The 21874-nt window shown below is 37.8% G+C and carries 18 protein-coding genes; 10 read left to right on the forward strand and 8 right to left on the reverse strand.

Features of this window, described 5'->3' with window-relative positions; genetic code table 11:
- Positions 1 to 4 precede the first annotated feature (4 nt).
- Positions 5 to 1504, reverse strand: a complete 1500-nt coding sequence (locus P3L44_RS00090) for an MFS transporter (protein WP_272662501.1) — start codon at positions 1502 to 1504, stop codon at positions 5 to 7.
- Between the two features lie 95 nt (positions 1505 to 1599).
- Between P3L44_RS00090 and P3L44_RS00095 the strand changes: the two genes are divergently transcribed.
- On the forward strand, positions 1600 to 2145 hold the full coding sequence (locus P3L44_RS00095; protein ID WP_215954313.1) for a TetR/AcrR family transcriptional regulator: 546 nt from the start codon (positions 1600 to 1602) through the stop codon (positions 2143 to 2145).
- 67 nt (positions 2146 to 2212) lie between these two features.
- Positions 2213 to 3139, forward strand: a complete 927-nt coding sequence (locus tag P3L44_RS00100; protein ID WP_272662503.1) for a hypothetical protein — start codon at positions 2213 to 2215, stop codon at positions 3137 to 3139.
- Positions 3140 to 3244: 105 nt separating this feature from the next.
- Here the strand turns inward: P3L44_RS00100 and P3L44_RS00105 are convergent, their stop codons facing one another.
- Both P3L44_RS00105 and P3L44_RS00110 read right to left on the reverse strand, forming a co-directional pair.
- Entirely contained in the window at positions 3245 to 3634 is a 390-nt protein-coding gene (locus P3L44_RS00105) for a hypothetical protein (protein WP_272662504.1), read from the reverse strand.
- Positions 3635 to 3642: 8 nt separating this feature from the next.
- Positions 3643 to 4410, reverse strand: a complete 768-nt coding sequence (locus tag P3L44_RS00110; protein WP_272662505.1) for a hypothetical protein — start codon at positions 4408 to 4410, stop codon at positions 3643 to 3645.
- 595 nt (positions 4411 to 5005) lie between these two features.
- Between P3L44_RS00110 and P3L44_RS00115 the strand changes: the two genes are divergently transcribed.
- The 8 genes from P3L44_RS00115 (at position 5006) to P3L44_RS00150 (ending at position 15421) form a co-directional block, all read left to right on the forward strand.
- Entirely contained in the window at positions 5006 to 6865 is a 1860-nt protein-coding gene (locus P3L44_RS00115) for an IucA/IucC family protein (protein ID WP_272662507.1), read from the forward strand.
- A 321-nt stretch (positions 6866 to 7186) separates the two neighbouring features.
- On the forward strand, positions 7187 to 9121 hold the full coding sequence (locus P3L44_RS00120; RefSeq protein ID WP_231135965.1) for a TonB-dependent receptor: 1935 nt from the start codon (positions 7187 to 7189) through the stop codon (positions 9119 to 9121).
- A 12-nt stretch (positions 9122 to 9133) separates the two neighbouring features.
- Positions 9134 to 10528: a Y4yA family PLP-dependent enzyme gene (locus tag P3L44_RS00125; RefSeq protein ID WP_272662508.1), complete on the forward strand. Its 1395-nt coding sequence runs from the start codon at positions 9134 to 9136 to the stop codon at positions 10526 to 10528.
- A gap of 8 nt (positions 10529 to 10536) precedes the next feature.
- Positions 10537 to 11553 (forward strand): PLP-dependent cysteine synthase family protein, encoded by a 1017-nt coding sequence (locus tag P3L44_RS00130; protein WP_112308047.1) that lies wholly within the window; start codon positions 10537 to 10539, stop codon positions 11551 to 11553.
- A gap of 10 nt (positions 11554 to 11563) precedes the next feature.
- Positions 11564 to 12727 (forward strand): NAD/NADP octopine/nopaline dehydrogenase family protein, encoded by a 1164-nt coding sequence (locus tag P3L44_RS00135; RefSeq protein ID WP_140172693.1) that lies wholly within the window; start codon positions 11564 to 11566, stop codon positions 12725 to 12727.
- A 2-nt stretch (positions 12728 to 12729) separates the two neighbouring features.
- Entirely contained in the window at positions 12730 to 13941 is a 1212-nt protein-coding gene (locus P3L44_RS00140; protein WP_140172694.1) for an MFS transporter, read from the forward strand.
- A complete protein-coding gene (locus P3L44_RS00145; protein WP_140172695.1) occupies positions 13925 to 15070 on the forward strand; it encodes an ABC transporter substrate-binding protein in 1146 nt (381 codons plus the stop codon). The genes P3L44_RS00140 and P3L44_RS00145 overlap by 17 nt, the downstream gene beginning before the upstream one ends.
- A gap of 21 nt (positions 15071 to 15091) precedes the next feature.
- Entirely contained in the window at positions 15092 to 15421 is a 330-nt protein-coding gene (locus P3L44_RS00150; RefSeq protein WP_227528864.1) for a hypothetical protein, read from the forward strand.
- A gap of 149 nt (positions 15422 to 15570) precedes the next feature.
- Here the strand turns inward: P3L44_RS00150 and glmS are convergent, their stop codons facing one another.
- From glmS to atpG, 5 genes are all read right to left on the reverse strand, one after another.
- Positions 15571 to 17403, reverse strand: a complete 1833-nt coding sequence (gene glmS / locus P3L44_RS00155; protein ID WP_036959190.1) for a glutamine--fructose-6-phosphate transaminase (isomerizing) — start codon at positions 17401 to 17403, stop codon at positions 15571 to 15573.
- A 210-nt stretch (positions 17404 to 17613) separates the two neighbouring features.
- Entirely contained in the window at positions 17614 to 18984 is a 1371-nt protein-coding gene (gene glmU, locus P3L44_RS00160; protein WP_272662510.1) for a bifunctional UDP-N-acetylglucosamine diphosphorylase/glucosamine-1-phosphate N-acetyltransferase GlmU, read from the reverse strand.
- A 126-nt stretch (positions 18985 to 19110) separates the two neighbouring features.
- Positions 19111 to 19536, reverse strand: a complete 426-nt coding sequence (locus tag P3L44_RS00165; RefSeq protein WP_004906291.1) for a F0F1 ATP synthase subunit epsilon — start codon at positions 19534 to 19536, stop codon at positions 19111 to 19113.
- 21 nt (positions 19537 to 19557) lie between these two features.
- Positions 19558 to 20940, reverse strand: a complete 1383-nt coding sequence (atpD, locus tag P3L44_RS00170; RefSeq protein ID WP_004906293.1) for a F0F1 ATP synthase subunit beta — start codon at positions 20938 to 20940, stop codon at positions 19558 to 19560.
- A gap of 34 nt (positions 20941 to 20974) precedes the next feature.
- Complete coding sequence (gene atpG / locus P3L44_RS00175; RefSeq protein WP_004906295.1) at positions 20975 to 21838, reverse strand: F0F1 ATP synthase subunit gamma; 864 nt, start codon at positions 21836 to 21838, stop codon at positions 20975 to 20977.
- Positions 21839 to 21874: the final 36 nt, after the last annotated feature.

A 21874-nucleotide genomic window follows, 5' to 3' on the forward strand; every position in this document is an offset into this window, starting at 1 on the left:
CACTCTAATGAGTTTGGTAATCCCTTTTGGAACGTAACAAATAAGGCAGAACAATAATACTGATCAGCAGAACAAAAATAGTTGCTACCATCACCCCTAAGAAAGCATGGTCAAAGGCAATATTTGCCTGATTTATCAATGCTGATGCTGTATTTACTGGCAGTGATTCAGAAACTAATAAAGCCTCATCAATACTGTCATAAACTTTATCGCTGACAGTCATGTCTTCAGGTAATGAGAGTTTTAACGTATAGATAGCACTCATTAACCCCCCCATAAAGGTGACACCTAAGACACTGCCAATTTCATAAGCAATTTCTTCAATTGATGCTGCCATACCCGCTTTTTCATCAGGGGCGTTTAACATCACTGTCGTTGATGCTGTCGTGAATATCGCACCAAGACCAAAACCAATAAGAAAAAGAAATGAAAGCAGTAAGATACCCGTAGATGTTTGATAAACGACAGCCAATCCCACAACACCAATTAGCGTACAACTAAACCCTAAAATGGTAAGTTTAATCTCACCCAACTTATGTAAGAACATACCAGCTAAAGGTGCTGCAAATACTGACGCTAAGGGTATCGGGATGATGTACAACGCAGCTTGAAATGGGGTATAGCCCAATACCAGTTGTAAACGTTGGCTTAGTAATAATTCGACACCAACAATAACCACAATGGATAAAATCGCCATCATCAACCCTGCATTGAATTTAGGGTGCTTTAATAGCGTGAAATCAATCATGGGTGATGTAGATTTAATTTGTCGATTTCTAAATACCACCAAAAATAAAACCCCAATCACGCCTGAAACCAATACTGCTGGCCAGTCTGTATAAGGTTTACCAAGCTCCTTCAACGCATAAATAACGCCAATTAGACCAATTAAGACTAAAATAGAACCTAAAATATCAATTTTTTTATCACTGTTACCACCGCATTTAGGGATCAAATAACAAGCGAACGGAATAACCAATAAAACAACCGGCACATTAATGAGAAAAACAGAGCCCCACCAGAAATGATTAAGTAAAACACCGCCAATCAATGGGCCAATTGCCGCCCCACCTGACACAACTGCCGACCATATTCCAATAGCGAGAGCTCTTTCTTTCGGGTCTAAAAAAACATGTCTTACAATCGCAAGAGTGGCAGGCATACTTACTGCGGCACCTACAGCCAAAAAGCCGCGAGACAAAATCAAACTTGTTGCTGTTGGTGAAAATGCAGCACACAATGAAGCCATCCCAAACAGAGGTAACCCCAACAAAAACATTTGCTTGTGACCGACTTTATCACTTAGCATCCCTGCCGCAGGTAATAAACCAGCGACCACCAGTGGATAAGCATTCATTATCCACAGTTTTTCAGATGACGCAGCGCCTAAGTCATGGGTTAATTTAGGTAATGCGGTATACAGTACAGTGACATCAATAACGATAAGAAACAGTACACTTGAAACTAATAGAAGCACTATCCAGCGCTTATAATCGGTTAACATAAAATTCTCTCAATGAGTTTATTTGATCATGATTTCTGTGCTGATCGTGCTACAATATAAATCCATACGTACGTATTGAAAAGAGGTTTTTCTAAATGGGACGTCAACGAACAATCGATAGAGAAAAATTACTTGATACTGCTGAAGACATTGTTCTACAGCAAGGCGCTACAGCGCTCACTATCGACGCAGTCGCCAAAGCGATGGGGATATCTAAAGGTGGGGTTCAATATTGTTTTGGCAATAAAGATGCCTTAATCGATGCAATGTTTGAGCGTTGGGGCCAGTCCTATGATGAAATTTTCAATCAAACAATTGAACAAGATAACTCCCCTGAAGGGAAAATTTTTGCGCATATGCAAGCGACCCACCAGCACGACAAAGTCTCGATGGCAAAAGGCGCTTCCTTAATGGCATCCTTATTACAAACCCCTGAATATCTGGAAAGTACGCGTACTTGGTATCGTGAACGGCTTGCGAGACTAGATACTTCAACAGAAAAAGGCAAACAAGCAAGAATTGTTTTTCTAGCCACTGAAGGCGCTTTTATGTTGCGTTATATGGGATTTATGGAAATTGATGATAATGAATGGCAATCTATATTTAGTGATTTGGAAATTTTATTAAAAAATTATTCATAACATCATTTTTTAAAATAAATAATCTCCTAATTCAATATTATTGGATAAAAATCAAATGGAGATTATCATGAGAAAAATAATTACCACTACAATTCAAAATCATAAATATTATTATCAAGCTCAGAAACCGAATAAAAACTTCATAATAGAAAACATAAAAAGTATAAAATCAAAAAATAATAATGACTTAAAATTCAATCAATCTAGCCATAAAAAAGAATATAAATTTAATGTTGATGTTCCTTATCTTACATCGAAAGGAAAAAAAACCGTTCCTATAATTGAAAAACTAAAACCGATAACCCCTGCGAATACAACCAAACTAGAAGATATCAAAAATATCAATTCTTTCGTTAGAAGGATAAGGGAGGAAAATATCTATTTTGAGGCAAAAAATAAAAATAATTATGTTTATCAAGGATATTTAAATTCGGTAGGAAAGGAAAAAAACTCAGATTTGCATCTCAATATAACTAATTCATTAGGTCATGGAACTTATGGAACAGCCTACCGCGTTGGAAATTTTGTTATTAAAGTCCCTTTTTATGATACCTATAAATTTAGCCCTTACAGCAATGTAAAACGCTGCTCCTCTATACTCAATGAATTAAACAGAAACACTAATTTTTCAAGAGCTATAACTCTGAATAAGGGAAAGGATGTTTTAATTACGAAGTATATCGCTGGAAAAAACATTAAAGGTAATAGTGCTTATGATTTTGTTAAACAACGAGGACGCATCATGTTTGATTATAATTCTAATGGCAATGTTAAAATAGATAGTAATGGCGAAAAATATGTTATTGATGCTGACCTTGCAGTACAACCAACTAAATTAAAAAGATCCCCCTCATTAGGAACTCTAGAAGCACGTAAAATTTATATAAGTAAATTTATCAGAAAACCACTTGGAGTTAACGAAATAAAACCTCTGTATTATTCTGAAATAGAAAAATTTTTACCAAAATTAAAAAAAAGTGAAATAACATCCTAACTAAAGATACTATTCAACGGCACAGGGACATTTTTTTGAACGAAAAATGCCCCTGATGCAGGAAAATAAATGACTAAACCATTATAGAAAGACATAAAATCAGTTTTAATGATTAAAGAAAACCCCCTTATCATCGTCAGTTATAATTTGTTTTAACGATTTATGAATAGCGCCATCATCTGTTTGCAAGATAAACACAAATAAAACCTGACAAAGTACCGATTGAGGGCAATGACGAGGCCGATATTTTGAATAGACTGACCATCCATTAGCGATATACCTTTCATACATTCGCTTCATTGCATCAACAACAGAGTTCGCGGCTTGCCCTTTATTGATTTTAGTCGATTTTTTTTGGTGATATATAAAAGCATCGGTAACTGTTTTAGATATAATATAGAAAACTTGCCCTACAGATAAGTTTTCTAATAAACAGGTGATGTTTTTCGTGGTTTTTTCACCAATTTGAAAAGATGTGAAATTATATTCATTCATTTCATGGTTTAAATAAAAAAAAACTCAAATAGGTTATTTTTTTTACATAGTTCAATTAGTGATTTTTTATTTTCTTGTAAGTAATATAAATCAGATAATTTCCTCTCCAGTAAATCAATAATCGATGATAAGTTATCTGTTTCTTTAACAATAACTTCCCAGCACATAAACTCATCATTAAAATAAACATAATCACCACTAACACTTAAATATTTTAAATTAGTAACTGTACTTATTGCTATCACACCAGAAGCATAAAGCTGTTCTATAATTAATAAATCAAAATTATAACTAGGTGTTAATTTCTCATGTTTCAGATTGTTAAGACTATCTAAATACATTAGGTTTTCATCCGCACAATACCGTATAAGTGAAAGTAAAAAAACACTATTTTCAAAAGAAAGATCATTAATACTTAATGCATTTTCTTTTTTACAAAATAATAAGTCATTAATGTATTCAATTTTTTCCTGCCTTTCTTTTTCATTCTCTATACGAATACAATCAATACAAACATGTTCAAGACCGTTTAAATGTGAAAAGTGGCTTCTATCTCGTAGACATTCTATTTCACCACATGAAACACATTTTAGTTTTAAACTATAGGCTTTACAGCTTTTAGCAACAATAGTTTTTATTTCCTTAGATTTTAATTGTGTTTTTTCTTCTATCTTAATCATTGAATATGAAAATCGACCATTTCCCTCAACCTGCCAATATAATTGACATAAAAATTCATATTCCTTATCAATAACATCGATAAATATATTTTCCATATGTTTATTTCCTTATTTTTTTATTATGTTATATTAAAAAAAACAAAAAATAGAAATTATATTATGACAAAAAAAATAAAAAGGCTTATTATGATTAAATAATGAACATTTTATTAATCAATTGACCAATTCTAAATAAGGTTAACACTTTCCCAATCCACAATTGGAGAATGTTAGAAACTGCTCACTAAAACACAGTCAACACGATTATTCCCTTGCCTTTAAATTTCAGGTTGTTGACCAAGTTGAAAAAAGCAAACAAACCTATAAATAAGCCCAAGGCTACTACAGTATACAAGGATGCTCCGCTACTTTAAGTCAATAGATATTGATGATAACAAATGGCAAGAAGCATTCCGTGACATGTTACATCTTCTAGATTTCACCTTTCTTGTTAATTATTTGAATAACATATTTATTTCTCTCACTTACAATTGAGAATAAAAAAAAGAATAATTATTATTTACTATTCTTTTATGTAATGCTAACGTTATTAAAATCATCTTTCAAATATTCTTATCTATATCCTCCCTTTAGTGAATATAGATTACAGATGCCGTTAATTGATTCATTTTCGTAGCTTAAGAGGCTGATCATGATAAGTAACCCTATAAAGAAAGTAGCTTTTAACATTAATGAAAAACACTCTAATAATAATGCACTTAGACGTTTAATTCATTGTTTATTTGCTGAGAATCTTATTGATAAAAAGCAAGTTTATTGGGATATAGACCATTGTGGGTATATTTATAAATTTAAGAAAACCCCTTATAAGATTCTTTTTAAGAACATGGAAATATATCCGGTAGATACATTCTTTAATTATGGTGGTATTTATTTAATTAACAACAACAATAAAAAAGAAATTATTCAAACAATATATTATCTTCTAGAAAAATTAGAGGGTGAATTAAATATAACCTTTAATAATAACAATATTAATAAATTAAAATCAGATATTGAAAACAGTATTAATAATGATATTAACGCTCGCAATTATCGTACCGAATGGTCAGTACTGATTAACACTCAAATGGCAAAATACAATACCAACTATCTGACTGATTGGGTTACCGGACAATATAGTATACGTGATGCGGCTTTATTTCTTGATCAATGGGGCTCATTGGAAGGCCATCCCTATTATCCTACATGGAAAAGTAGGCCAAACATGAGCTTAGAAGATGTTGCAGCTTTATCTCCTGAGTTTAATGCAACGGTAAATTTGACAGTTATGGCGCTACGCCAAGATATGGCCTATGTTGAGTCACTACCTCATGTGGAAAACATTCATGATTGGTTCCTTCAACGATTCCCTATCGTTGGCCGGCAATGGGTCAAATGGCTTAAACAACAAGGGAAAAATCCATACCAATGGCTGCCTCTTCCCGTTCATGACTGGCATTTAAATCATTGGATAAAACAACAAGCAACATCACTGATTGACGAAGAAATTTTACTCATTGATGGCCCTCAATTAGAAACAAAACCCACAATGTCATTCAGGACAATGTTACCAACAGATGCAATTAACACCGCATTTATAAAGTTACCTATCGCCGTTTGGATGACCAGTGAAATACGTAGCTTACAAGCTAAGTCTATCCATATGGGACCTAGAATAAGTCAGCTAATAGATGACATTTTAAACCACGAACATTATTTTAATGGAAAAATGGAGTCTCTGCGTGAAGATGTAGGTATCCATTACCGCCATGCAGTAGAACAAGATGATTCAGCAGGACGCTTTATTTCTGTCGTATTTCGTTGCACCAACGCTTATGAAAAAAATGATCACTTACTGCCAATAACTGTGGCAACTCTATTTACTGATTTACCATATCAACCACGACCAATATTTACTGAATTGATTGAAAAATCAGGTTTAACACCTCAACAATGGTTTAACCAATATGCGACTGTAATTCTAACACCTTGTATTTCGATGTTTTTACTTTATGGAGTTGCTCTGGAAGCCCATCAACAAAACACTCAAGTGCTCTTCACTGTTCAAGGTATCCCTGAGAAATTTTTAATACGTGATTATGGTGATGGTCGAATATTTTTACCTTTATTGAATCAGCGGGGTTATCAGCTGCAAGCTTATCGTTGGCCTGGCATCTTACCTACTATTTTTGAAGAAGATATAGAACCCGTTAGAACATTTCTAATCAGTGCCTGTTTAGTCTGCCATTTACACGAACTTGCCGTACATCTAACTCGATTTTATCGATTGACTGATCACAAGCTTTGGTTAGAACTAAAAACAGTTGTTCATGATGTTTTTAAACAGCTCCAACCACGGGTTGATGATAATTTATGGCGACATGAATACCAAATGTTTATGAATGAACCTTGGCAAACTCGTTCGCTACTTAGTATGCATATTCAACAATATACTAATTATCGAATACAACATGGGTTAACAAATCCTTTTCTATTATTTCAAAAATAACAAATAGAAATCCATTAACTAAGAAGGCGAGTGTAATACTATTACCTTCATTTTATTAAAAATCAATTGAATGATAATTTAAATATGAAAAATAATTTAATAGAAAATAAAACTAAACACACCGATAAGAATATAAACATATTCTCTACATGGTTATATATTGTTATTGGGATATCTTGCACAATAACAGCACATGCTCAAACTAATGAGCAAAAAAATAAAGATAGTATTCTAGTTACCACAACAAGTAATAATAATCAGCAACCTAATAACTTTTCATCTAGAATAATGCAAGCAGGGTTAATAGGTGATAAGGATATTATGGATATTCCATTTAATATCTCAAATTATAATTCGGCTTATATGCAGTCGCAACAAGCACAGCAAATTTCAGATATTTTATCTCATGATACCTCAATACAAATTAGTAGCTCGAAAGGAGGTCTTCTTGATTCCTTATATATTCGAGGATTTCCTATTACTGAAGGTAATATCAGTGAGTTTGCATTAAATGGAATTTATGGTGTATCTCCTAATTTTCAACTTTTAACGGATTATGCCGAGCGTGTTGATATTTTAAAAGGACCCGCTTCACTGCTATATGGCATGTCTCCTGAAGGTGGAGTTGGTGGAGTTATTAATGTCGTAACTAAACGTGCAAGTGCCCAGCCGATTACACAATTAACCGCTCAGTACCTTAGCGACTCACTATTAGGTGGCAGACTAGATATGGGCCGCCTATATGATCTCGACAATAACCAATACTTTGGTATTCGTGTTAACGGTAGCTACACCAATGGTGATACAGCCGTCGATCATCAAACACGCAGGCAAAGTGTTGGTGCAATTGCGTTAGATTATTCTAATGAACGCTTTCGCTCATCTTTAGATTTAATAATTCAAAACCAAAATATGAATGCTACGAATCGACCATTTTATTTAGGTCCTGATGGTGTTGTCCCTTCGGCCCCGAGTGGGAAAATCAATTTAGCCAGCCCTTGGACATGGTGGAAATCTAATGATGATTCCGCATTACTACATATGGAATATGACATATTAAGCAATACATCGCTATTTATGGATATAGGAGGAGCACTTACTCGTATAGATCGAGTTAATGAGCAAATCTATACAATCCTTAACAATCAAGGCGATATTTCAACCTATATCATGAATTTCCAAACTAAAACTCAACGTTATTCAGTTGGTACTGGGGTTAAAAGTGAATTCATGACGGGTAGAGTATCACATCAACTTGCATTGCAGTGGAATCAATATTTTGATCGCTACCGTATTGGCACTACAGCAGGAACACCTTATACAACCAATTTATTTAATCCTACTTATATTGATAAACAGATCCCTGCTTACGCTAAAATAACTAAACGTTCTGAAAATACACTATCAGGAGTTTCTTTCGTCGATACTATCGGCTTCTTGAATGATTCTTTTATGGTGACTCCAGGCCTTCGCTATCAAAATGTAAAGTCTGACAATTTTACTTTGGGTAAGCTTTCAACTCGTTATGACGAGTCCGCAATCACCCCTCTCGTTAGTGTATTGTTTAAACCTGTAGATAATATTTCTCTATACGCTAATTATGTCGAAGGGCTAAGTAAAGGAAGCACCGCACCAGTTAATGCAAAAAATAGTGGCGAAATGATGAAACCATTTCGTTCAAAACAGTATGAGTTAGGGGTTAAATATGAACAACCATCTGCAATAACCACTTTAAGCCTATTCCAAATTAGTAAACCAAGTGGATCATTAGATCCTAACAGTTTGATTTACTCAGCAAATGATGAACAAAGAAACCGAGGAGTCGAACTAAGTATATCAGGCAAACCTTTTGAATCACTTCGTTTAACGGGTGGTGTTACCTATATTCAAGCCGAGTTGACTAAAACTGCTTCAGGGAAAAACAAAGGGCATGAACCCATCGGTGTATCTCCTTGGGTGGCTAATATTGGAGCCGAATATGATATTCCTTCAGTCTCTGGTTTAAGTATTAATGGCAATGTTAATTATCATACCCGCCAATATGTGAACAAAGAAAATACCCACTCAATTCCTTCATGGACAACCGTTGATGTCGGTTCTGCTTATAAAACAACTGTTTCCAATACCCCTGTAACATTGAGGCTAAACATCAATAATATTTTAAATGAACACTATTGGTCTGGCGTTGCTTCGTACAGCACCTTCGCTCAAGGCTCACCAAGAACTGTAATGGGATCAATTGCTGTTGACTTTTAAGAGGTGAAAATCATGGTGGAACAATCTAACTTAGTCAATATATCAACTGTTGTTCATTTATCAGCTAAAACAATAGCCCCAACAGAGCTTCCTCCTATTATGGATCCTCAGATTCATCAACTGTGTTTTTCTAATAATGAACAGCTTGTCGGATTGATTAAGCGGTATGGTTCACCATTGAACTTAGTTTTTCCTCATACGATGAAACAGAACATCCAAAAACTGAAGGTTGTTTTTCAAGAAAACAACGTGAATGGATGTATTTTATATGGTGTGAAAGTTAATCAATCAAACGTCCTGCTCAGAACAGCTATCGAAGAAAATATTGGAGTTGATGTTTCAAGCCTTCATGAATGGAGAGATGCCAACCAATATGGCATTTCACCTGAAAAAATTTGCGCTACTGGCCCTGCCAAAACAGATGATTTTCTCTGGCAACTGATATTACATAACTCACTAATTGTCGTAGACTCACTTGAAGAATTACAAGATATTCTACATTTATTAGAATTTCAATCACTTAAAGCAAGAGTACTACTGCGATATCAACCGCATTCAAGCCATTCACGATTCGGCATGAAATACCCGGCTTTTGTTAATGCACTTAAATTAGTGAAACAACATGATAAATTACAATGGCAAGGGATCCACTTCCATTTAGGTGGCTATACACTAGCCTCACGGGTACAAGCTTTTCACGAAATATTACCACTGATTGAATTATCACAACAATTAGGGCTTAACATCCAAACTATCGATATCGGAGGTGGGCTACCTATTCAATATGTCCCAACAGAACATTATCAAGCTTGGGTTAATAATCAATCCACTGAAACTTATCAAAATCACCGTATTCCAACAGATTTTTATCCTTATGGTAGTGAACAGTCAGCAGAACAATGGCTTAGCACATTACTCACAAGCAAATGTACCGATAATGAAACAATCTCCCAATATATTAATAAGCTAAATGTCACATTAGCGATAGAACCTGGGCGTAGCCTTGTTGATCAAAGCGCCATCACTCTATTTCGAGTTGTACGTACCTGCCAGCAATCCGAACACCCTATTATATTTGTCGAAGGCAGTAGCTTCAGCGCCTGCGAAACGTGGTTTAACTCTGAATTTTTAATCGACCCTTTTCATATTGTTACCAAACAATCAAAACAGCAACCTATCCGAGCATGGATAGCAGGACATAGCTGTTTAGAAGATGATGTTATTACTCACAGACTTATTTTATTTAACAACCTTCCCCAAGCAGGTGACTTATTAGGATTCGTTAATACCGCGGGATATCAAATGGATTTACTTGAGAGTCAATTTCATCGGCACCCAATACCTTGCCGATTATATGTACAGGAAAACAATGTTGGGCAGTTTATCTTTTTCAAAGACACTAAATAGGTAAGCTTATGATCTACAACAAAATCACTGATTTGATAGGTAATACACCCATTTTACGTATTGCAGTACCCCATAAAAAAAGTGCCTTATTTTTAAAAATAGAAAAGAACAACCCTGGTGGAAGTATGAAGGACAGAATGGCACGTAATATGGTTATTGCAGGGCTAAAATCGGGGAAAATTAAGCCTAAAAGTACCATTATAGAATCATCATCAGGCAATACTGGGATTGGCCTTGCGCTTGCTGCTATTGAATTTGATTTACATTTTATTGCCGTTGTTGATCATCACGCCGCTCCTGACAAAATAGCGATAATGAAAGCACTAGGTGCTGAAATCCGTTATGTTACTGGTAATTATCAGGAAGACGAAGTAGCTGTTGTCGAACGTCAGCGCCTTGCTAGTGAATTAGCCTCCCAACTTCCCAATACAACGTTTATGAATCAATCAGACAATGTAGCAAACTCAGGTGGTTATGCTGCATTAGTTTGTGAACTAATAGAACAAATTGGCAGAATTGATGCATATATAGGCTGTGTTGGCACTGGCGGCTCAATGACTGGTGTTTCTCAAGGCCTAAAGTCCCATAATCCACAAACTATCACTGTTGCCGTTGAACCTGAAGGGTCCATTATTTTTGGATATCCAGGAAAACCTTATTATCAATCAGGTACAGGCACTCCTGAAGGGGACGAAGTTGGATTAGTACTGGACTACAGCTGTATTGACCATAATACACAGGTTTCAGATATTCAAGCATTTGAAACTGCGCGATATATTGCTAGCCAATACGGTTTGTTAATAGGAGGCTCTACCGGAGGAATTGTCTATAAAGCCTTAGAGTATATTAATAACGATACTATTCACGGCAATATCGTTGTTATCGTAGCTGATGGCGGTGAAAAATATCTTAATACCGTATTTAATGAGCAGTGGCTTAGCTCTCGTAATTTGACCTCACCTGATATATCTCATCAACTTAATCATTGGCTTACTAATACTGTTTCTTTAGAGAAAGCTAGCTAAGGAGGAAGTCATGTCGGAAGAAAAACATCTTAATGTTGTGATTTGCGGAGGAGGTCAAACGGGTCACCTTGCTGTAGCTTTATTTAGTCAATATCTAAATATAAAAACATCACTACTGACCCAAAATGCAACAACGGTTGAACGCCATCAACAGCAAAACAATATTCTGTCTGTTCATTACAATAATGGTGAGATAATAAACCATTCTGTTGGATTAATAACCAATTCACCACAACTGGTGATACCTGAAGCTGACATAGTCATTCTTACTGTCCCTTCCCATCATCAAGCAAGTTGGTTACGTTTTATTTCTGCTTATCTATCTTCTTCTAAAACTGTTTTTATCGGTGCTATTCCTGGAATTAATGGTTTTGACTGGCTTGCTGAACAGTTCTTTAAAAACAATCCTAATATCGTGATTTGGGGAATGAAAGATGTTCCTCATATAGCATGGGGATTAGAACCTGGGACTAAAGTCTGTTTCGGTGGAGAAAAGTCGGCACTTTTTATTGCTTTTCATCGTCGAGAAAATGAATCCAATAAAAAGCAGCTTCATAAATTGTTATCAAGGCTATATTCCGCACCTATTAGTATTCTCGATAACTATTTGGAAATTACCCTAACACCAGCAAACCCTATAATGCATAGCTCGGTAATCTACGGGCTAATCGGCCCATACGCTCAATGGCATAATGACTATTTTGAGTCACCTATCTGCTGGTGGAATGATTGTACCGAGCTTAGCGCCTATTATTTACAGCGTTGTGATGAAGAACGACTCTCTATTTGCCGACACTTAATAGACAACTTAGGTATTCCTTTAGTCACAGTAAAGTCCTTAATTGATGAATTACGCGAAGTTTATCCTAAACAAATTAGTGATACAAAAACCCTTTGGTCAATACTTCGTACCAATGAGGCTTACCATGGTATCCAATTACCATTAATAAAACATAAGCAAAGTGGCTGGTCTTTTAATAAACAACATCGGGTATTTCAGGAAGATATTGTTTATGGGCTAAGTTTACTCGTTCATTTAAGTGAGCATCTCAATATTCCACTCCCTTATACGAATGAAATATACACTTGGTGCATGGGGTATCTAGGACTAGACCCTAACATTCCGCATCCTGCCTTCAGCGAGCTAAATCTAACTCAATATCAGGTAAGTTAACCGTGAATTTACTGAAAAGCCATCTGATTATTGGTTTCTTATTTGGTATCCAAATTGTTTCAATGGGAGCGATGGAAATGAGTGGGCCATTTTGGCCTATTCATTTACAACATAATAGCTCGGGTTGGCTACTGTCTTTTTCTTTGACAATGGTTTATGTCGCCCCTATGACTGGTGTCATGTTAACCAGTACATTTTGGGGAAGAATGGGTGATCGAATGGGTAATAAAGCAATGATGATCCGTGCATTGCTTGGCTTAGCAATTACCCAAATTTTATTATCATTTTGTAACGACCCTTGGCTAATTTTATTACTGAGAACTGTGCAAGGAGCTTGCGCAGGGTATATTGCTCCAGCTCAAGCTTATGGCGTTTCAGTCACCGATCCTAAAAAGCGAACACAGCTTTTTGCCTTCCTACAAGTATCTACAAATATCGGGTCTTTACTGGGGGCACTTTGTGGTGGGTTAATCTTAGATTATCTCAATTTCTTTTGGATCAATATAATTGCGGGGCTACTCTGTGGTGTTTGCGCAGTCACTGTATTTGTTTTCTTACCTTCAGATAAAAAACATCATCTAGTGATACAAGCAAAAAAAACATCTAACAACAAAAAAAAGTATCGCCCTCAACAAGTTGTGAAACACCTTATGTTATTAATGGGGCTTTTATTAATGAGCAGAATGCTCACCCTCCCCAGTTTTTCATTATACCTCAACCATTCCTACTCAATAGATTTCTGGGTTATTGGGTTAATTTATGGTCTACAAGCAATGGGGGTTATTCTATCTGCTCAGTTATGGGCTAAATGGTTTGAACACCAATCAATAACTGTTTCATTGGTTCGCTTAAAATGGATTATCTTCACCTGTGTCATTGTTGTTATCTGTCTTGCATTAACCCCTATAATTTTTTGGTTTGCCTCACTGTACTTGCTTTGGGGAGTTTTACTTGGTGCAACAACGCCAATACTCACGGCATTAATATCTTCAACTACATCTTCTGAACATCAAGGCTATGTACTTGGTTTATCACAAAGTATCAATCAATTCGCTTCTATTGGAGGAATTGCCTTAGGAAGTATATTTATTCTATTTCCTGGAATTGATTGGCTTTTTTATTATGTTTCAGCTGGTTATATCACAAGCCTAATTACAATCATTTTACTGATCAAACATTCATCCAATGAGGAATTATATGAAAGAAAAGCATAAATTATCTATCAAAATAGTATCCCTGTTATTGTTTTCTTTTACTTTGCTATTCTCTACTGTTATTTCAGCAGAGCAGATTGTTGTCACCGACATTCTAGATAGAAAGGTCAAGGTCAACGTTCCAGTGAAAAAAGTCATTTTAGGTGAAGGCCGTATGCTTTACCTAGTCGCCATGCTAGATAAAGAAAACCCTGCAAAACGTATTGTTGCAATGGGGAACGATATGCAAACCTCAGATCCTGCAACATGGCGCCAATATAGTGAGCATTTCCCTGAACTAAAAAAAATTCCAACATTTGGTGGCACAGAAAGACGTTCTTTAAACATAGAGCATGCATTAACTTTACAGCCTGATGTCATCATTATGAATATCGAAGCTAAAACCGCTATTGAAGAGCAAGGTCACGATAAAGCATTACAGAAGGCGGGGATCCCTATTATCTATGTCGATTTTCGCTTTAACCCATCAAAAAATACACCACCAACCATGCGCTTATTCGGTGCTTTATGGGGGAAAGAAAAAACAACTGAGAAATTCATTCAATTTAGAGAAAAACAGCTAAAACGAGTTAGTGATGTACTCACAAAAAATAATCCCCAAAAACCACGCATTTTTATTGAACGCATAGGTGGTTATACCGATGAGTGCTGTCTGACTTTTGGTGATGGTAACTTTGGTCGCTTTGTTTCACTTGCTGGTGGTAACAATATCGGCGCAAACAATGCCCCTAACACCTTCTATATGATGAATCCTGAACAAGTGCTTGCCGCTAACCCTGATAAAGTGATTATTACCAGCGCCAACTTTTCAAAATTCATGCCTGAAGGAGATTGGATAGGCTTAGGCCCAAATGAAAACCTCAATGCGGCTAAAATAAAACTAGAAAAATACTTAAAAAAACCCGCCTATACTGGCAGTAATGCCGTTAAGAACCAACAATTTTATGCTATTTGGCATCAATTCTATAACAGCCCTTATGATTTTATTGCTATACAGCAGCTCGCATATTGGATCCACCCAGAACTATTCGCTGATTTAAATGCAGATAAAACATTTAAAACATTCTATGAAAAATTTTTATCTATTCCTTATGAACCTGGATACTTTGTAAGCTTAGATAATAAGTAATTTTTTGATAAAGGTGATGTTATGACTAACGATACCTACCATATTGAATTGAAACCAATACAATTTTTTTGCTCATCAGAAGAAACAGATGAACAGCATGTTGATTATCTTAGCCACAAAATTGCCTGTGATGGGACTTGGACAACACCAATTACATGTGAAATTCACACTGGTATTATTATGGATGGTAACCACCGCTATCAAGTGGCTAAGCAACTAAAACTATCGCTGTTACCTTGTATATTACTGAGTTATCAAGATAATCGAGTCAAAGTCAACTATCAAAACTCAGACCAACCTTATGATGTGAAAAATATTTTTGAAGTTATTTTATATCAAAATAAGCTATAGCCTTATAAAACTACAAAACATCATTTTTCGCCATTATTACCAACAATTAATTTTAAATTAAGCCTATTAAAAGGCCTGTAAATATAAATAAAAATCCGATTATGCCACTAACAACATAATCGGATTTATTTATATTTCAATCATCTGAGTTACTCAACTGTCACCGACTTCGCCAAGTTACGTGGTTGGTCAACGTCTGTGCCTTTAATTAATGCAACGTGATAAGACAACAGTTGCAGAGGAACAGTGTAGAAAATTGGTGCGATCAGTTCTTCAACATGAGGTAGCGAAACAATTTTCATATTTTCACTGGCTTCAAAGCCTGCATCTTGGTCAGCGAATACATACAGCAAACCACCACGCGCACGGACTTCCTCAATGTTTGATTTCAGTTTTTCTAACAGCTCATTGTTAGGTGCAACGATGATAACAGGCATATCGGCATCAATTAACGCTAATGGGCCGTGCTTTAACTCACCCGCTGCATATGCTTCTGCGTGAATGTAAGAAATCTCTTTTAATTTCAGAGCCCCTTCAACTGCAATAGGGAACTGATCACCGCGACCTAAGAACAATGCGTGATGTTTATCTGAGAAATCTTCTGCCAATGCCTCGATAACTTTATCTTGCGATAACATGCTTTCAATACGAGCCGGTAGCGCATGTAGAGCGTGAGAAATGTTTTCTTCGAGCTCAGGATTAGCACCTTTCAAGCGGCCCATATACGCAACTAACATCAGTAAGACGGTTAACTGTGTGGTAAATGCTTTAGTGGATGCCACACCAATTTCTGCCCCTGCCTTGGTCATCAAAGCAAATTCAGATTCACGTACCAGTGAAGAACCTGCGACGTTACATACCGCTAAAGAGGTCAAATAACCTAACTCTTTCGATAAACGCAATGCTGCCAGTGTATCAGCGGTTTCACCTGATTGGGATAGCGTAATCATTAAGCTATTTTTACGGTGCGCAGGGTTACGGTAGCGATACTCTGAAGCGATTTCCACATCACATGGAATACCGGCCAAAGACTCAAACCAATAACGTGCAACCATGCCAGCATTGTAAGATGTCCCGCAAGCTACAATTTGGATATGTTCAACTTGAGATAAAATTTCACTCGCACGAGGACCTAACTCGCTTAAATCAATGCCATTATCTTTGCTAAAACGCCCTTCAAGGGTGTTTTTAATCGCCATCGGCTGTTCATAAATCTCTTTTTGCATGTAATGACGGTAAACGCCTTTATCGCCCGCATCATATTGAACGTTTGATTCAATTTGCTCGCGATCGACCGCTTCACCACTTTTATCAAAAATACGAACAGTACGACGAGTGACCTCGGCAACATCCCCTTCTTCAAGGTAAATAAAGCGACGAGTCACAGGCAACAGCGCTAATTGGTCTGATGCTAAAAAGTTTTCACCCACACCTAAACCAATAACCAATGGGCTACCAGAACGTGCGGCGACTAATAATTCAGGAATACGGCTATCCATAATCACAGTACCGTAAGCACCGCGCAATTGTGGGATAACACGTTGAACTACTTCCACCAGCGAACCGCCCTTTTGTTGCTCATGGTGAACAAGGTGCGCAATGACTTCAGTGTCAGTTTCTGAACTAAAGACATAACCGAGTTTTTTCAGTTCATCTTTCAGTTCTAAATAGTTTTCAATAATGCCGTTATGAACAACAGCAATATAACCAGAGGTATGTGGGTGAGCATTACGTTCACTTGGAATACCATGAGTCGCCCAACGGGTATGTGCAATCCCCGTTCCACCCGATACTGGGTTTTTCTCCGCTTCTTCCGCTAACATTTGCACTTTGCCGACTTCACGTAAGCGTTGCAAATGACCTTCGTGATCAACTACAGCCATACCCGCTGAGTCATAACCACGATATTCAAGACGACGAAGACCTTCTAACAGAATTTCTGCAATATCACGTTGTGCAACAGCACCTACAATTCCACACATATTTTTTTGATTCCTAGACAAAAGGTTTCTTTCTTGAGAAACCTTTATTTGTCGCAACCTAATTGTTGTACAGTTTTCACTGCTCCCCAGCCTTGTAGAAAATGGGGATATTATTTTTATATTGCTACCTTGGGTAGCTATTTTAATTTTTGCTATTTAAATAGCTTTTTTATAATAGGTGAGATAACGCTACCTCTCCTCAATATTTACTTATTTTTTCTTAACTGGACGTTGCCAGTTTTTAATATGCATTTGTTTTACACGGCTAACGACAAGTTCGTCTTCATTCACATCACGTGTAACCGTCGTGCCAGCGCCTATTGTTGCACCTTTGGCAACAGAAACTGGCGCAACTAACTGAGTATCAGACCCTACAAACACATCATCACCAATAATGGTTTTATGTTTATTGGCACCATCATAATTACAAGTGATGGTACCTGCGCCAATATTCACGTTATCACCAATTTGGGCATCTCCGAGGTAACTTAAATGACCCGCTTTAGAACCTAAACCTAAAGAGGCATTTTTCATTTCGACGAAATTACCGACGTGTGCTTTGGCTGCTAATTTAGCACCTGGACGTAAACGCGCAAAAGGACCAATCGTACATTCAGCTGATAATTCAGAGTTTTCTATGACTGAATACGGGCTAATCACTGAGTTATCACCGATTACACAATCTTTCAAAATACAGCCAGATTGAATATGTACGTTATTCCCTAATGTAACGTTACCTTCGATAATCACGTTAGTATCAATAATAATATCGCGACCATGAGTTAGATTTCCGCGCAGGTCAAAACGTGCAGGGTCAATCAACATAACACCGGCTAATAACAGTTTTTCCGCTTGTTCTTTCTGATAAACTCTTTCTAACGCAGCCAGCTGTAGGCGGTTATTCACCCCTTCCATCTCACTTAAATGTTTAGGATGAACGGTTGCAATTTTATTACCTTCTTTATGTGCTAATGCAATAATATCAGTAATATAGTATTCGCCTTGTGCGTTATCGTTGTTCAGCTGTGCCAACCAACGTTTGAAATCTTTACCACTGGCAACCATGATCCCAGTGTTAATCTCTTGGATTTTACGTTGCTCTTCAGTCGCATCTTTTTGCTCAATAATACCGACAACTTCATTATTTTCACGAATGATACGGCCATACCCTGTTGGGTTATCTAAAATAACCGTCAGCAAGCCAATACCACCTTGTGGTTTGACTTCAATCAGCCTGTCCAAGGTATCTTTAGCGATTAACGGCACGTCACCATAGAGCATGACAATATCTTCATCATCTTGGAAGCTAGGGGCAGCTTGTTGCATCGCATGGCCCGTACCGAGTTGCTCCGCCTGCAATACCCAATTGAGGTTTTGCTCACCTAGTTTTTCTTTCAGTAAATCACCGCCATGTCCGTATACCAGATGAATATCTGATGCACCAATGGATTTTGCTGTATCTATAACATGCTGAACCATTGGTTTGCCTGCAAGCAAATGCAAAACTTTAGGTAGCTCTGAATACATCCGTGTGCCTTTACCGGCAGCTAAAATCACGACACTTTTTCTTTGCACAGTCATTTTTCCTGAAACTCCAACTTAGGGATGAAAGTAAACCTATTTCCTTTATAAATTACTACATATTTCGCTCAAATAAAAAAGCCAGTTAGACTTAACCAACTGGCTTTTTTTACTATACCGCTATCATTACATTAGCTTTTTAGTTAACTCGATAACTCGAAGTTTCGCTATTGCTTTTGCAAGTTCTGCTGATGCCTGAGCATAATCAACATCGCCGTGAGCTTTACGGACGTGTTCTTCCGCTTTGCGTTTAGACTCCACTGCACGAGCTTCGTCTAAATCTTTACCACGGATCGCTGTATCAGCGAGTACGATAACACCATTTGGTTGTACTTCTAAAATACCGCCGGAGAGGTAAATTAGCTCTTCTTCACCAAACTGTTTGGTAATACGTACCATGCCCGGTTTTATGGCAGTCAGCAGCGGGGTATGCTGCGGGTAAATCCCCAGCTCACCTTCACTACCTGTCACCTGAATTTTCTGTACCATGCCTTCAAACATTTGTTTTTCAGCACTCACTACAGTCAGGTGGTATGTCATTGCAGCTACCATATCAACCTCCTGTCAGCTGGATTAAAGCTTTTTCGCTTTTTCCACAGCTTCTTCAATGGTACCAACCATATAGAACGCTTGTTCTGGCAGGTGGTCGTAATCACCGTTCAGGATCCCACTGAAGCCACGGATAGTGTCTTTAAGAGAAACGAACTTACCTGGTGAACCGGTAAATACTTCAGCAACGAAGAATGGTTGAGACAGGAAGCGCTGGATCTTACGAGCACGAGCAACAACCAGTTTGTCTTCTTCAGACAGTTCATCCATACCCAGGATTGCAATGATATCTTTCAGTTCTTGGTAACGTTGCAGAATAGACTGAACGCCACGAGCAACATCATAGTGCTCTTGACCAACAACCAGTGGGTCAAGTTGACGGCTAGTAGAATCCAGAGGGTCAACCGCAGGGTAAATACCCAGTGATGCGATTTGACGGCTCAGAACTACCGTTGCGTCTAAGTGAGCAAAGGTGGTTGCTGGTGATGGGTCAGTCAAGTCATCCGCAGGAACGTAAACCGCTTGAACGGAAGTGATAGAACCTGTTTGAGTTGAGGTAATACGTTCTTGCAGAACACCCATCTCTTCCGCCAGCGTTGGCTGATAACCTACCGCTGAAGGCATACGGCCTAACAGTGCTGATACTTCAGTACCTGCCAGTGTATAACGATAGATATTGTCAACGAACAGCAGTACGTCACGACCTTCGTCACGGAATTTTTCAGCCATAGTCAGACCAGTCAACGCAACGCGCAGACGGTTTCCTGGTGGCTCGTTCATCTGGCCATAAACCAGTGATACTTTATCCAAAACGTTTGAGTCGGTCATTTCATGATAGAAGTCGTTCCCTTCACGAGTACGCTCACCAACACCTGCGAATACTGAGTAACCTGAGTGCTCAATCGCGATGTTACGGATCAGTTCCATCATGTTTACTGTTTTACCAACACCCGCACCACCGAACAGACCAACTTTACCACCTTTCGCGAATGGACAGATTAAGTCCATTACTTTGATACCGGTTTCCAGCAGTTCTGTTGAGTTAGCTAATTCTTCATAGCTAGGTGCAGCACGGTGAATTGACCAGCGCTCTTCTTCGCCGATATCACCTTTCATATCAATAGGTTGACCCAGAACGTTCATGATACGTCCTAAAGTTGCTTTACCTACTGGTACTTCAATTGGGTGCTCTAAGTTTACAACTTCTAAACCACGGCTCAGGCCATCTGATGTACCCATTGCGATACAACGGACAACACCACCGCCTAACTGTTGCTGAACTTCCAACACCAGTTTTTCTTTACCGTTAACAACCTCAAGAGCGTCGTACACTTTTGGTACGTCATCTTGAGGGAACTCGACGTCCACAACGGCGCCGATTACCTGGATAATCTTTCCAGTAGCCATCTTGAATCCTCTACGTAATTCGTAAACCTAGCTGTTAAACCGCGGAAGCACCCGAAACGATTTCGGTAAGCTCCTGAGTAATGCTGGCCTGACGAGCTTTGTTGTAAACCAACTGTAACTCTTTGATCAGGTTTCCACCATTATCAGTAGCGGCTTTCATCGCTACCATTCGTGCGGCCTGCTCACTAGCCAGGTTTTCAACGACGCCCTGATAAACCTGCGACTCGATATAACGACGTAGCAGGGTATCCAGCAACGCCTTAGGATCGGGTTCGTAAATGTAATCCCAAGACTTCTTCTTCAGTGTTTCATCATCACTTGCAGGCAATGGTAACAATTGAAGAATAGTTGGCTCCTGAGACATTGTATTGATGAACTTATTCGTCACCACATACAGTTTATCCAAACGCCCTTCATCATAGGCTTGTAGCATAGTGTTAACTGGACCAATCAAGTCCGAAAGCGTTGGGTTATCCCCCATTCCGGTAACTTGAGTCACGACATTACCGCCCACAGAACCGAAGAATGATACCGCTTTAGAACCGATTAAAGCCAAATCAACCTGAACGTTTTTCTCAGACCATAACTTCATATCTGCTAACAGTTTTTTGAACAAGTTAATGTTCAAGCCACCACACAGACCACGGTCTGTTGAAACAACCAGATACCCGACACGCTTAACTTCACGCTCTTCGAGATATGGGTGTTTATATTCCAGATTACCTAACGCTAGGTGACCAATCACACTGCGCATGGTTTCTGCATAAGGACGGCTGGCCGCCATGCGTTCCTGCGTTTTACGCATTTTGGACGCAGCGACCATTTCCATCGCTTTAGTGATCTTTTGTGTATTTTGTACACTTCCGATCTTGGAACGTATCTCTTTTGCGCCGGCCATTTCTGCTTCTCCTTATTAACCAGACGGCCCTAAGAA

It is taken from the genome of Providencia sp. PROV175 (assembly GCF_032707045.1).
Taxonomy (GTDB): Bacteria; Pseudomonadota; Gammaproteobacteria; order Enterobacterales; family Enterobacteriaceae; genus Providencia; species Providencia hangzhouensis.

Excerpts from the sequence above, each read along its gene's own strand:
- P3L44_RS00090 (WP_272662501.1), bottom strand. The coding sequence starts at position 1,504 with ATGTTAACCGATTATAAGCGCTGGATAGTGCTTCTATTAGTTTCAAGT.
- P3L44_RS00095 (WP_215954313.1), top strand. The coding sequence starts at position 1,600 with ATGGGACGTCAACGAACAATCGATAGAGAAAAATTACTTGATACTGCT.
- P3L44_RS00100 (WP_272662503.1), top strand. The coding sequence starts at position 2,213 with ATGAGAAAAATAATTACCACTACAATTCAAAATCATAAATATTATTAT.
- P3L44_RS00105 (WP_272662504.1), bottom strand. The coding sequence starts at position 3,634 with ATGAATGAATATAATTTCACATCTTTTCAAATTGGTGAAAAAACCACG.
- P3L44_RS00110 (WP_272662505.1), bottom strand. The coding sequence starts at position 4,410 with ATGGAAAATATATTTATCGATGTTATTGATAAGGAATATGAATTTTTA.
- P3L44_RS00115 (WP_272662507.1), top strand. The coding sequence starts at position 5,006 with ATGATAAGTAACCCTATAAAGAAAGTAGCTTTTAACATTAATGAAAAA.
- P3L44_RS00120 (WP_231135965.1), top strand. The coding sequence starts at position 7,187 with ATGGATATTCCATTTAATATCTCAAATTATAATTCGGCTTATATGCAG.
- P3L44_RS00125 (WP_272662508.1), top strand. The coding sequence starts at position 9,134 with ATGGTGGAACAATCTAACTTAGTCAATATATCAACTGTTGTTCATTTA.
- P3L44_RS00130 (WP_112308047.1), top strand. The coding sequence starts at position 10,537 with ATGATCTACAACAAAATCACTGATTTGATAGGTAATACACCCATTTTA.
- P3L44_RS00135 (WP_140172693.1), top strand. The coding sequence starts at position 11,564 with ATGTCGGAAGAAAAACATCTTAATGTTGTGATTTGCGGAGGAGGTCAA.
- P3L44_RS00145 (WP_140172695.1), top strand. The coding sequence starts at position 13,925 with ATGAAAGAAAAGCATAAATTATCTATCAAAATAGTATCCCTGTTATTG.
- P3L44_RS00150 (WP_227528864.1), top strand. The coding sequence starts at position 15,092 with ATGACTAACGATACCTACCATATTGAATTGAAACCAATACAATTTTTT.
- glmS (WP_036959190.1), bottom strand. The coding sequence starts at position 17,403 with ATGTGTGGAATTGTAGGTGCTGTTGCACAACGTGATATTGCAGAAATT.
- glmU (WP_272662510.1), bottom strand. The coding sequence starts at position 18,984 with ATGACTGTGCAAAGAAAAAGTGTCGTGATTTTAGCTGCCGGTAAAGGC.
- P3L44_RS00165 (WP_004906291.1), bottom strand. The coding sequence starts at position 19,536 with ATGGTAGCTGCAATGACATACCACCTGACTGTAGTGAGTGCTGAAAAA.
- atpD (WP_004906293.1), bottom strand. The coding sequence starts at position 20,940 with ATGGCTACTGGAAAGATTATCCAGGTAATCGGCGCCGTTGTGGACGTC.
- atpG (WP_004906295.1), bottom strand. The coding sequence starts at position 21,838 with ATGGCCGGCGCAAAAGAGATACGTTCCAAGATCGGAAGTGTACAAAAT.